This is a genomic window from Paenarthrobacter sp. AR 02, assembly GCF_021538675.1.
Taxonomy (GTDB): domain Bacteria; phylum Actinomycetota; class Actinomycetes; order Actinomycetales; family Micrococcaceae; genus Arthrobacter.
On sequence record NZ_JAJUKH010000007.1, the window covers coordinates 11,917 to 24,285 of the forward strand.

At 61.5% G+C, this 12,369-nt stretch carries 10 protein-coding genes; 2 read left to right on the forward strand and 8 right to left on the reverse strand.

The genetic code is table 11. The features are described 5' to 3' along the window. Positions 1-2: 2 nt before the first annotated feature. Both recO and leuA read right to left on the reverse strand, forming a co-directional pair. The gene (recO, locus tag LRQ04_RS13775; RefSeq protein ID WP_235520707.1) at positions 3-755 is read right to left on the reverse strand and encodes a DNA repair protein RecO; all 753 of its coding nucleotides are present in this window, start codon (positions 753-755) and stop codon (positions 3-5) included. Between the two features lie 84 nt (positions 756-839). Next, positions 840-2,579 carry a 2-isopropylmalate synthase gene (gene leuA / locus LRQ04_RS13780; RefSeq protein ID WP_235520708.1) on the reverse strand — a complete coding sequence of 580 codons (1,740 nt, stop codon included), beginning with the start codon at positions 2,577-2,579 and terminating at the stop codon, positions 840-842. Positions 2,580-2,827: 248 nt separating this feature from the next. On the opposite strand from leuA, the gene LRQ04_RS13785 reads away from it, so the two are divergent. Then, positions 2,828-4,780 (forward strand): M13-type metalloendopeptidase, encoded by a 1,953-nt coding sequence (locus LRQ04_RS13785; protein WP_235520709.1) that lies wholly within the window; start codon positions 2,828-2,830, stop codon positions 4,778-4,780. A gap of 62 nt (positions 4,781-4,842) precedes the next feature. Here LRQ04_RS13785 and LRQ04_RS13790 read toward each other — a convergent pair whose 3' ends face one another. The 5 genes from LRQ04_RS13790 to LRQ04_RS13810 all read right to left on the reverse strand — a co-directional run bounded on the left by LRQ04_RS13790 (position 4,843) and on the right by LRQ04_RS13810 (position 10,333). Further along, entirely contained in the window at positions 4,843-6,402 is a 1,560-nt protein-coding gene (locus LRQ04_RS13790) for an LCP family protein (RefSeq protein ID WP_235520710.1), read from the reverse strand. Between the two features lie 107 nt (positions 6,403-6,509). Beyond that, on the reverse strand, positions 6,510-7,472 hold the full coding sequence (gene era / locus LRQ04_RS13795; protein WP_235520711.1) for a GTPase Era: 963 nt from the start codon (positions 7,470-7,472) through the stop codon (positions 6,510-6,512). Beyond that, positions 7,456-8,787, reverse strand: coding sequence for a hemolysin family protein (locus LRQ04_RS13800; protein ID WP_235520712.1), 1,332 nt, complete (start codon positions 8,785-8,787; stop codon positions 7,456-7,458). Before LRQ04_RS13800 ends, era begins: the two co-directional genes overlap by 17 nt. Next, a complete protein-coding gene (gene ybeY, locus LRQ04_RS13805; protein WP_235520713.1) occupies positions 8,784-9,257 on the reverse strand; it encodes an rRNA maturation RNase YbeY in 474 nt (157 codons plus the stop codon). The genes LRQ04_RS13800 and ybeY overlap by 4 nt, the downstream gene beginning before the upstream one ends. After that, positions 9,254-10,333, reverse strand: coding sequence for a PhoH family protein (locus tag LRQ04_RS13810; protein WP_235520714.1), 1,080 nt, complete (start codon positions 10,331-10,333; stop codon positions 9,254-9,256). Before LRQ04_RS13810 ends, ybeY begins: the two co-directional genes overlap by 4 nt. 373 nt (positions 10,334-10,706) lie before the next feature. On the opposite strand from LRQ04_RS13810, the gene LRQ04_RS13815 reads away from it, so the two are divergent. Then, the gene (locus LRQ04_RS13815) at positions 10,707-11,579 is read left to right on the forward strand and encodes a GerMN domain-containing protein (RefSeq protein ID WP_235520909.1); all 873 of its coding nucleotides are present in this window, start codon (positions 10,707-10,709) and stop codon (positions 11,577-11,579) included. 14 nt (positions 11,580-11,593) lie between these two features. On the opposite strand, the gene LRQ04_RS13820 is transcribed toward LRQ04_RS13815, so the two are convergent. Then, a complete protein-coding gene (locus tag LRQ04_RS13820; protein WP_235520715.1) occupies positions 11,594-12,367 on the reverse strand; it encodes a 16S rRNA (uracil(1498)-N(3))-methyltransferase in 774 nt (257 codons plus the stop codon). Between the last annotated feature and the right edge of the window lie 2 nt (positions 12,368-12,369).

The following is a 12,369-nucleotide window of genomic DNA, read 5'->3' on the forward strand; positions in this document are numbered from 1 at the left end:
TGTCAGCTTCGCTCCACATGTTTGAGTGATTTCACGGCACGTTCCAAATGCCATTGCAGGTAACTGGCCACCAGCCCCGCGCTTTCCCTGCGATGCCGGGGATCCGAGACATCGGCAATGCTCCAATTGCCTGTCAGCAGCGCTCCGAGGAGTTGTACCGTTTCCGGTGCGGGAGCCGGAGAACCCGGAGGACGGCAATCGCTGCACACCATTCCGCCCACCGGCGCCGCAAATGCAGTGTGGGGGCCGGGACGGCCACATCGGGCACAATCCGTAAAGCTTGGCGCCCAGCCACCGGTCGCCAGGGCGCGCAGGAGATACGAATCCAGAATGAGTTCGGGCGGGTGGTCCGAGCGGCTCAAGGAGGCCAGTGCTCCAACCAGCAGATTGTATTGTGCGGTCCCCGACTCGGTGTCGGCATCCGTCAATTTCTCGGCTGTCTCGGTCATTGCGGCCGCAACGGTGAACCGGCCGTAGTCGGCGGCTATGGCGCTTCCGTAGGCTCCCTTGGCGACTGCCTGGGTCACGATATCGAGTGTCCGGCCGGACACGAGTTGCAGGTCGGCGACCATGAACGGCTCAAGGCGCGCTCCAAACCGGCTGCTGGTTCTCCGGACTCCCTTGGCGACGGCCCGGACCTGCCCATGGTGCTTGGTCAGCAGCGTAATGATCCTGTCCGCCTCGCCCAGCTTGTGGGTACGGAGCACTACGGCATCGTCCCGATAGGACCGTGCTGCAAACGACGGATTGGCCACAACTAATCTTTGCACTTCGCGCCGGTCGGGCGTGACCGCCGGACGGTGTGGTGACTGAAAATCCAGCCACCACACCGCGGGGATCTATGCCTGCGCGTCGCGGACTGCCCGGTTTACCGCCGAGATCAGGGCCTTCAGCGATGACGTCGTGGTGCTGGGATCAATCCCGACGCCCCAGAGTACGCGTTCACCGACAGCGCATTCGACGTACGCTGCCGCACTCGCGCTGCCGCCTTCGGACAGTGCGTGCTCGCTGTAGTCGAGCACCCGGACGTCCACGCCGTCCTGGTGCAGGATGTCCAGAAGTGCGGCGATGGGACCGTTGCCGTGACCTGTTCGGCGTACTTCGGCACCGTCGATCCTGAGGTTCGCGTTCATGGTCATGGCACCGGACTCGTCAGTCTCGGTGCTCACGCTGCCCAGGGTGTAGCGGCCCCATTGCGCCTGTTCTTCGTCAGAGGGGAGGTACTCGTCCTGGAAGATCTGCCACAGCTGGGCGCCACTGACCTCGCCGCCCACAGCGTCGGTGCGTCGCTGGATGACACCGGAGAACTCGATCTGGGCCCTGCGCGGCAGGTCCAGGTTGTGCTCATTCTTCAGCAGGTAGGCGACGCCACCCTTGCCGGACTGGGAGTTAACCCGGATGACGGCTTCGTAGCTTCGGCCGAGATCCTTGGGGTCGATGGGCAGGTACGGAACCTGCCACGTGAAGTCATCCACCGACTTGCCGGCAGCTGCGGCATCCTTCTCGAGAGCCTCGAAGCCCTTCTTGATCGCGTCCTGGTGCGAACCGGAAAACGCGGTAAACACGAGGTCTCCACCATACGGGGAGCGCTCCGGCACCGGCAGTTGGTTGCAGTACTCCACCGTGCGGCGTACTTCATCGATGTCGGAGAAGTCGATCATGGGATCAACGCCCTGCACGAACATGTTCAGGCCCAACGTCACCAGGTCCACGTTGCCGGTGCGCTCTCCGTTGCCGAACAGGCAGCCTTCAATCCGGTCGGCACCTGCCAGGTATCCCAGTTCAGCAGCAGCCACGCCAGTCCCGCGGTCGTTGTGCGGGTGCAGGGAGATGATGATTCCCTCGCGCGGGTGCAGGTTGCGGTGCATCCACTCGATCGAGTCCGCGTAGACGTTGGGTGTCGCCATTTCCACCGTTGCCGGCAGGTTGATAATGACTTGCTTGTCCGCGGAGGCCTCAAAGACATCGGCGATGGCATTGCAGACGCGGGCAGCGTACTCGAGCTCGGTGCCCGTGAAGGACTCCGGGGAGTATTCGTAAGTGATGTGCGTGTCTTGCAGCGTCTCTTCGTACTTCTTGCACAGGCGGGCACCCTGCAAGGCGATGTCCATGATGCCGTCTTCGTCCTGGTTGAAGACCACCCGGCGCTGCAGCACGGAGGTGGAGTTATAGAGGTGGACGATGGCTTGCTTGGCGCCCACCAAGGACTCGTAGGTCCGCTCAATCAGGTGCTCGCGCGCCTGGGTCAGGACCTGGATGCTGACATCGTCAGGAATGTGGCCGCCTTCGATGAGCTGACGGACGAAGTCGAAGTCCGTTTGCGACGCAGACGGGAATCCAACCTCGATCTCCTTGTAACCCATCTTGACGAGCAGCTGGAACATCTTCAGTTTGCGTGCCGGACTCATGGGATCAATCAGTGCCTGGTTTCCGTCCCGCAGGTCGACCGCGCACCAGCGAGGGGCCTTGGTGATGACTTTGTCAGGCCAGGTGCGGTCCGGAACATCTACAGTGATCTGGTCCTGGAACGGCAAGTAGCGGTGAATCGGCATACCGGAGGGCTTTTGTGCATTACGCATGATGTGGCCTTTTCTGTAAAGAACTAAGTGAAAGCTTAGCCGGACACAACGGAACTCCGCGGCGAGGATGGCCCAGCGTCAGATAGCTTTCAGGCCTCGCCGCGGCAGCTAAGAAGAAGCATTTCCGCACGCACAAATTCACAGTAACACGATGCGTATGATGACAGTGCAACACCTCATGCAACGTCCACTATGCAGACGCCACGACGGTGGAAACGCCGGCTGCAGCGTCCACACAAGGAGCCACAGTGCCACAGTCGGGGATCACTCTTTCCAACATCGACCACAACGTCCGGCCCCAGGACGACCTTTACCAACACGTCAATGGTGCGTGGCTCAACAGCACGACGATCCCGGACGACCGCCCGCTGGAAGGAACCTTCACCGCGCTGAGGGACGGTGCCGAGCTTGCTGTGAAGGCAATCATCGAGGAAGCCGCCGCAAAAGCGGACTCAGCTACCGGCGTCGAACAAAAAGTCGGCGGCCTCTATGCCAGCTTCATGGATGAAGCGGCGGCGGAGGAAAAGGGCTACGAGCCGGTCCGCGGCAGGCTTCAGGAGGTTGAATCCGTAGAATCCCCGCAGGAATTGGCAGCGCTCATCGGGCGGTTGTTCCGATCCGACGTCTCAGGCCTATTCTCCATCTACCCCGCGCCGGATGCCGGCAATCCCGAACGCATCCTTCTCTACATCGGTCAGGGTGGCCTGGGGTTGCCTGACGAATCGTATTACCGCGACGAAAAATTCGAAGAGATCGTGAAGGCCTACGGTAAATACATTGCCGCCATGTTCAACCTTGCGTCCATCCCCGACGCAGAGGCCGCCGCCGGGCGCGTGGTTGCCCTGGAACGGGCGCTGGCCGCGCATCACTGGGACAACGTCACGCTTCGGGATCCGCAAAAGACCTACAACCTCAAGACCGCAGACGATGCACGGGCGCTGTTCCCCTTGCTGGACACCTGGTTTGAAGCGGCGCGCGTGGACCAGGACAAGCGGAGCGAGCTGGTGGTGAGCACGCCGGACTTCTTTACGGGAGCCGCTGGACTCCTGGAATCCGAGTCCCTGCAAACGTGGAAGGAATGGCTGACCCTGCGCATCCTGAGCTCGACCGCCCCGTATTTGTCGTCCGGTTTTGTCGAGACCAACTTCGACTTTTATGGGACCACGCTCAGCGGCACGCCCCGCAACAAGGAAAGGTGGAAGCGCGGCGTAGCCGTGGTGGAAGCTGCCCTCGGCGAAGCAGTAGGCCAAATCTACGTTGAGCGGCATTTTCCTCCCGGTCACAAGGCCCGGATGGAGACACTGGTGGGAAACCTCATCGAAGCCTACCGGGACAGCATTTCAGCGCTCACCTGGATGAGCGAAGAAACCAAGGTTGAGGCCCTCAAGAAGCTCCAGGCCTTCCGGCCCAAGATCGGCTTCCCCGAGAAGTGGATTGATTACTCGGCCGTCGAGATCGACCCCAATGACCTATTGGGCAATGTAGAGCGTGCACACAATGCCGACGTCGACAGGCACCTTGACGAGATCGGCAAGCCGGTGGATCTCACCAAGTGGCTCATGACGCCACAAACCGTCAATGCCTACTATCACCCGATGCTGAATGAAATCGTCTTCCCCGCCGCGATCCTCCAGCCGCCATTCTTCAATGCCGATGCAGACGACGCCGTGAACTACGGCGGTATCGGAGCCGTCATTGGACACGAAATCGGCCACGGATTCGACGATCAGGGCTCCCAGTTCGATGGAACGGGCGCCCTTCGGAACTGGTGGACCGAAGAAGACCGCACTGCCTTTGAAGCCCTCACCACCAAACTGGTGGCACAGTACGACGCCCTCTCCCCCTATGCCGCCCCCGACCACAAGGTAAACGGAAAGCTGACGCTGGGTGAGAACATCGGTGACCTGGGCGGACTCGCGATCGCCTACAAGGCCTACCTCCTCAGCTTGAACGGGGCGGAGCCTGAAGTCATCGACGGGTTCACCGGACAGCAGCGGTTCTTCATGTCATGGGCAGCCGGATGGCGCCAGGTAATCCGCACTGAGGAAGCAATACGGAGGTTGGCCACCGACCCGCACTCCCCCAACGAGTTCCGTACCAATGCCATTGCCCGCAACCTCGACGCTTTCCACCAGGCGTTCTCCGTGGCCGAGGGCGACGGAATGTGGATGGAACCCGGAGAACGGGTCAGTATCTGGTAAGAAGCCGGCGACGTAACCAAAGAGGCCGGGCCATTTGGCCCGGCCTCTTTAGGCTTCAATAACTATTGGTCGATATACAGCGGATTGACCTGCTGGCAGACGGCGTCGCTGGCTGTCTGGTTAACAACGTCCGGCGGTACCGAAGCAGCCCCATAGACCAAGCCCGTTCCGAAGTCAGTGCCCACGTAGAGCTGAACACCGGCGACTCCCGCTGCCTGCTGGACCTGCGCGGCAGGAATACCGTAGAGGGTCGCCACATCGGCGGCCACGTCCGCAAAACCGGGGCCGTAATAGACCACGGTCCGGTCCACCGGGTTGGCCAGGTAGGACACAGCCTGGGTGAAGCCATTGCCCGTGAGGACGGCCATCAATTCCTGGGCCCTGGTGGCTACTCCGCTGCCGTTGGCAACCGCAACCGGCTGGATGGCCTTGTTATAGGCGGGCACGGCTGGCGTCGTAGCAGTTGGCTGGGCTGCCGGGCTTTGGGAAGCGGCCGGGCTCGAGGTCGCACCCGGCGTGGTGAGGTCAAGATCGGCCCGCAGAGCGGAGAAAAGCTGCGATGCCTGTGGTTCGGCCAGCTCCAGTCGATTCGGATCGACGGCAGCCGGCTGGGTGGGAACAGCAACGAAAGCCACCTTTGAAACATCAATGTCCTTCAGTCGCCCGCCAATCGTCAGCAGGGACGGCACGGAAGCCAGTCCGTTGTCGACCGTGAGGTTCTGCGTTACGACGTCGGCAATTTGCAGCAGCCGCTGCGGGTTGCCCAAAGTACCTTCGTCCTTAAGCTTCCTGGTCAAGGACGAGAGGAAAGCCTGTTGGCCCTTGATCCGTCCGAGGTCTCCACCATCACCAAATGCATGCCTGGTTCGCAGGAACGCCAAAGCCTGTTCGCCTTCAACCAGGGAATTGCCCTTGGGGAGGCGGAGGCGGGAGTCCGGATCGAAAACGGGATCACTGACACAAACGTTAACGCCACCAACAGCTTTGGAGAGCTCCTTGACAGCGTTGAAGTCCGCCATCATGAAGTGGTCGATCTCCAGGCCGGTCAATTTGTTGACCGTATCCACAGCGCAGCCAATGCCGGCTTCTGCCATGGCTTCATTGATCATCACGCCACTTCTGGCAGGGAAGGTCTGGTTGTTGGTGTGGTCCGTACACTGCGGCACATCAACCAGCAGGTCGCGGGGAAAGCTCATGACATTCACGCGTTTGTTGTCCGCGGAAATGTCCAGCAGCATCATGACATCGGAGTGGCCGTAGCCTGTGGAGTCCTCTGAGGTGCCGTAGTCGGAGTTCTTTCCGTCACGGGTGTCCGACCCAAGAATGAGGATCTGCAACCGGTCGGTTTTGTCATTTGCTGTCGCAGCCCCCGAATCCCGGTTTTCGCCGGCGCTGAGGGGAGCCTTGGTGATGTTCGACTGAAGGCGGATAAACCAGAATGCGGCAAAGGCGACGCCGGCAACCAGCGCCAAGGAAACCACGCCGGTCGTAATTTTCAACCAGAGCGGCAGTCCCTTGCGTTCCTTCATGTGCCGGGGAGTGCCATCGGCATCCTCCCCATGGCGTCCCGCAACGGGGCCGGCGGTGCCGGTGCCCTGCGGGCGGGCGTCACGACGTCGCACTATTCGGTTTACCTTTCCTTAATCACCTGAATCTCCGCAATCATAGTTGCCAATTCTGGGAAGTTCCCTATCGGAGGAGCACTGCGCAGGATCGTGTCCCGGCAAACCTAGAACCCGAGCTTCACCAACTGCTTGGGGTCGCGCTGCCAGTCCTTGGCCACCTTGACGTGGAGATCAAGGTAGATCCGGGTGCCCAGAAGTGTTTCGATGCCTTTTCGGGCGTTCGTTCCCACCTCCCGCAGGCGGCTCCCACCCTTACCGATGATGATCGCCTTTTGGGACGGCCGCTCAACGTACAGGTTGACGCGAACGTCCAGCAGCGGGTTGTCCTCGGTTCGGCCTTCGCGGGGAACAATTTCTTCGACCACTACTGCCAAGGAGTGCGGAAGCTCATCCCGGACGCCCTCCAGGGCAGCTTCCCGGATCAATTCGGCAATCATCACTGCCTCGGGCTCATCAGTGAGTTCACCGTCAGGGTACAGCGGCGGTGACGGCGGCATGTGGCTGATCAGGACATCGGCAACCGTGGAGACCTGAAAACCATCCGCTGCGGAAACCGGGACAATGTCCGCCCAGCCCTGCTCGCCCAGGACATCCCTGCCCAGTTCGGCGACGGCGAGCAACTGCTCGGTCAACGCCTGACGATCCACCAGGTCGGTCTTGGTCACGATGGCAACGATCGGCTTGCGCCCCACGGCGGCCAACTGCGCCGCAATGTACTTATCGCCGGGGCCGATTTTCTCGTTGGCCGGGAGGCAGAATCCGATGGCGTCAACTTCGGACAGGGTGTCTGCAACAAGATCGTTGAGGCGCTTGCCCAACAACGTGCGCGGCCTGTGGAGGCCTGGCGTGTCAACGAGGATGAGTTGCGCGTCGTCGCGGTGCACGATGCCACGGATGGTGTGGCGCGTGGTCTGCGGTTTTGCCGACGTGATCGCAACCTTTTGTCCCACCAAGGCGTTGGTGAGGGTTGACTTGCCGGCATTGGGCCGGCCGACCAGGACGGAGAAACCTGCGTGGAAGCCACCGAAGTCCTGATCGGCGTCGAATTTCTTATTTTGCTTGCTCACGTGGAACTCCCTGTTGCGTTGAGTCGGCGTCTTCGAGGAGGTCCTCAAAGTCAGTGTCTTCCTTTGGGATGGCTGCCGCAATGATGTGGCTGACCCTGTTTCGGCGACCCTCAAGCCTATCTGCCCGCAGCGACACTCCGTTCACCTCCACGGAACTTCCGACAATGGGTACCTGCCCCAGTGCCTTGGCGAGGAGGCCACCCACAGTGTCTACCTCGTCGTCGTCGAGGTCCATGTCGAACAGCTCGCCCAGGTCATCGATGCTCATCCGTGAGCTGACCCGGTACGTGCCATCCCCCAGGTCGATGGCCTCTTCAGCGGCGGCGTCGTATTCATCCACGATCTCACCCACGATTTCCTCGATAAGGTCCTCGAGGGTAACGAGGCCGGCTGTGCCACCGTACTCGTCAATGACAATGGCCACGTGGGTGGATTCCTGCTGGAGTTCGCGGAGGAGGTCACTGACCGGCTTGGACTCCGGAACGTAACGGACATCCCTGGCCAGCGAGTCGACGTCGTGGGCCTGGAGTCCTGGCTCCGTGCGGTGCAGGGCCGCGGCCACGTCCTTCAGGTAGAGAATTCCACGGATCTGGTCCGTGTTTTCGCCGATTACCGGGATTCTTGAGTAGCCCGAACGCAGGAACAGGGCCATGGCTGTCTCCAGGTCCGTACCGGTTCCGATAGTGACAATGTCAGTACGCGGAACCATGACGGAGCGCACCAAGGTGTCCCCGAAGTCGAAGACAGAGTGAATGAGTTCTGCCTCGTTGTCTTCGATCATGTCGGATTCGGCTGCCCGGTCCACGAACTCGCGGAACTCTTCCTCGCTGACGAACGCGTCATCGCCGGCTGGAGCGCCGGGCGCCACCGCCTGTCCCAGCGCCACAAGCCATCCGGGAATGGGTCCGAGGATCCAGCAGAGGAACCTGATCAGGGGCGCGGTGAACCGGACTACCGGTCCTGAGTGCGCCCTGCCCAATTGCCGGGGGGAAACCCCTACCAACACAAAACCGATGACGGCCATAATGCCGGTGGCCGCGAGGCCCGCAAGCCATACGTTGTCCAACAGGCTGTGAAGGACGACGGCGACCGCCACCGCGGCCGCCATCTCGAACCACACCCGCCAGAACCGCAAGGCGCGCATGTGCGCGATCGGGTTCCGCAGGATGCCGCCCAGGGCCTTGCCCTTGTTTCGGCCTATGGATTGTTCGGCTTCATGCCGGGGCAGGAAGTTGAAAGCAGCCTCCGCTGCGGTCAGCAAGGCGACGAAACTCAGGAAAACCAGCGCCATGCCGACCAGGATGATCGAGGTCACTGCATGGTCTCCATGGGCGCATCCTTGCCCAGGAATTCAGACAGCAACTCACGCTGCAAACCGAACATCTCGGCTTTCTCCTCGGGCTCTGCATGGTCGAAGCCAAGCAGGTGGAGAATGCCGTGGGTGGTCAGGAGCAGCATCTCGTCCTGTGTCGGGTGTCCCGCGTTGCGCGCCTGCACCTCCGCCACCTGCGGGCAAATGGCGATGTCCCCAAGCATGCCTTGGGGCGTCGGCTTGTCCGGAGTACCCGGCGTCAGCTCGTCCATCGGTACCGAAAGGACGTCCGTGGCTCCGGGCTCGTCCATCAGCTCGATGTGCAGCTTCTCCATGGCAGGCTCGTCCACCAGCAGGATGGACAGCTCGGCCTGGGGATGGATGTAGAGACGCTCAAAGATGAAGCGCGACAACGTCACCAGCTGGGCCTCGTCCACCGCGACGCCGGACTCGTTGTTTACTTCGATGCTCATTTACGTTCTCCACGCTTGTGATGGGTGTTGGCGTCGGCGCGATGCGCCTCATCCCAGTTGCTGTAAGCCGAGACGATGTCCGCTACCAAACGGTGCCTGACGACGTCGGCGGCTTCAAGGATCGAGAAATTGACGTCGTCGATCCCCGTGAGGATTTCCCGGACGATGCGCAGGCCTGACGTCGCCCCGAACGGAAGGTCAATCTGGGTGACGTCTCCGGTGACTACCATCTTGGATCCGAAACCGAGTCGGGTCAGGAACATCTTCATCTGTTCGGGTGTGGTGTTCTGCGCTTCGTCAAGAATGATGAAGGCGTCATTCAAGGTGCGGCCACGCATGTAGGCCAGGGGCGCTACCTCGATGGTCCCGGCGGCCATCAACCGCGGTATGGATTCAGGATCCATCATGTCGTGGAGGGCGTCGTACAGCGGACGAAGATAGGGATCGATCTTGTCGCTCAGCGTCCCGGGCAGGAACCCCAGGCGCTCCCCTGCTTCGACGGCGGGCCGCGTCAGGATGATCCTGCTGACTTCCTTCGTTTGCAGCGCCTGGACGGCTTTCGCCATGGCGAGGTAGGTCTTGCCCGTACCGGCGGGCCCGATCCCGAAGATGACCGTGTTGTCGTCGATGGCATCAACATAGTTCTTCTGGTTCAGCGTCTTGGGGCGGATGGTCTTGCCCCTGCTGGAAAGAATGTTGTGGGTCAACACGTCTGCAGGATTTTGCACTGATTGGGTGCGCAACAGTGAGACAAGTTGCTGGAGAACGTCAGGGGTCACCAGCGTACCCTTTGACACCAGCCCACGGACTTCCTCAAGCAGGCGCATCACCCGGGAGATATCGGTGGACGGACCTGTCATGGAGAGCTCGTTGCCACGGACGTGGAAACTGACGCCTTCGAACTGATCCTCGATGTAGCGCAGGGCTTCATCGTGGCTTCCCAACGAGTGAACCATCTGGTCGGAGTTGTCGAACGTGACAATTTCCGTGCGCGTGCCCGGTAAGGTGTGCGGGAACTCAGTGGGCGGCAGGTTGCCGTTTCCGGTCCTGAGCCGTCCGTTCAAAGATTCACTCATAGTGTTGGCCGTAGGGCCTGTTCTCCTCCGGTTCGATGGTGTCCTGGCAATAATCCTACGCCAGCCCGTCCCTGATGGACCTCATCTGAGCCGTCCGTCCAAGCCACTAAGGGATGGCCGACATTTTGTCTCAACTCTGCATCAAGCCGGTATCAATCATGTTTCAGTTGCTCCGGGCCCCCTCATTCCCGGCCGGCAGCCGTCGGTGGTGTGCCAAGCTGGCATAGCGGGTGGACAAAGCACCCCGCAGCCACGCCGACCCGGCAAAGGGTCTCCAACGATGCACCGCAGGACAGGAATCCCCATCAGCAAGCCAGGAAACACCGCGCAGGGCGCACACAGGCGGAAGAAGTCCGCTTTTGCCGTGCCCGCGATGGTCTCTGTGCTGCTGCTCACCGGCTGCATCGCCGACGGGGCGGGAAACCAGGTTTCACCGAGCTCCCCTTCGCTCTCCGTGCAGGAGGCCCCGGCAAGCAACGCCCCCTTGGAAACCACGCAGGCCTCCACCAAAATCCCCGTGTACTGGATCGGCCGCAGCAAGGATGAGGTCTACCTCTACCGCGAGTTCCGGGACATCGACGGTGACGACAATCCCGTAACCACCGCCTTGCGGATCATGATGGCGGAAAAGCCATTGGACCATGACTTCTTCACGCCGTGGCAGCAACCCAGCAGCCTGGCTACTTCCATATCGGGCAAGAACGTCATCACAGTGGACGTCTCCCGTGATGCTTTCAATTCGAATCTCGACGCCGCCATGGCTCAGCGGGCCGTTCAGCAGTTGGTCTACACAGCCACTGCCGCGGCGTCGTCGTCGGGCCTTATCAATTCCGGCCAGCAGATCCAGGTGGTCATCCTGGTGGACGGCCACCCCGATTACATGGCGTTCGGGCAGGTGAAGCTGGGACAGCCGATGGCCCGTGACGCCTCCCTCGTGGCACCGGTGTGGATCATCGATCCGCAGGAAGATGTCACGGTGCCGCCGGGCGCAGTGAAGTTCAACGGCCGCAGCACCGACAGCTCCAAAACCATCGCCTGGCAGATCCTCAGGGACAACGGCAAGGCCGAGAAAACGGGTCTGCTCAACGGACAGGCCAAGCCAACGGGCGAGCCGGGCCAGTACGGCGTCTTTTCTTTCAGCGCGACGTTGAAAGCCGGCAAGTACGAGCTGCGGGTCTCACAGGTCGACGCCGCAGGCAAAGTCATCGACTCCAGTACCGACACGCGACTGTTCGGCGTCGGCTAGGACCCGCCGGCGTCCTACCAGCGGCCAAGGACATCACTGGCGAGAACGACGGCGGCTGGTCCCGCCGTCGACGACCGCAGGACATGGTGTCCCAACAGTGCCGTAACGGCTCCGGCGTCACTGAGCCGGGTGACTTCACGGGGTGAGATTCCGCCCTCCGGCCCAACGATCAGCAACACTTCCCGGGGTGATCCCGGATCTGAGCCATCCGGCACGCCCGACTCCTCCAGGACGGTCCGCAAGGGGTTCTTGGCATCTTCGTGCAGGATGATGGCCAGGTCCGCAGCAGCGACGACTTTCGCCAAGGCCGCAGTATCCACGATGGGGCGAACCTGCGGGATGTGTGACCTCCGTGCCTGTTTCGCTGCGGCGCCAACCACCGATTGCCACTTAGCATGTGCCTTTGCGGCCCGATCACCCTTCCATCGGACAATGGAGCGTTCGGACTGCCACGGAACCACCGCGTCAATGCCGAGTTCGGTGGCCGTTTCGACGGCAAGTTCGTCACGGTCCCCTTTGGCAAGCGCCTGGACGAGGACCAGGCGAACGGCCGGCTGCTCTTCGAAGACGACGTCCGAGGCCGTCACAGCCAAAGTGCCGGAACCGGCCTCGGAGACAGTACCCGTCAGACGGGTACCGGCGCCATCGGCGATGTCTACCTGTTCACCCACTGCCAAGCGTTTGACGGTGACCGCGTGGCGTGCCTCCGGGCCTTCCAGGACAAAGACAGAACCAGGCCCCAGGTGGCTGAGGTTGCCAGCCTGGGTGAAGAAGACGGGGTTGCTCACCG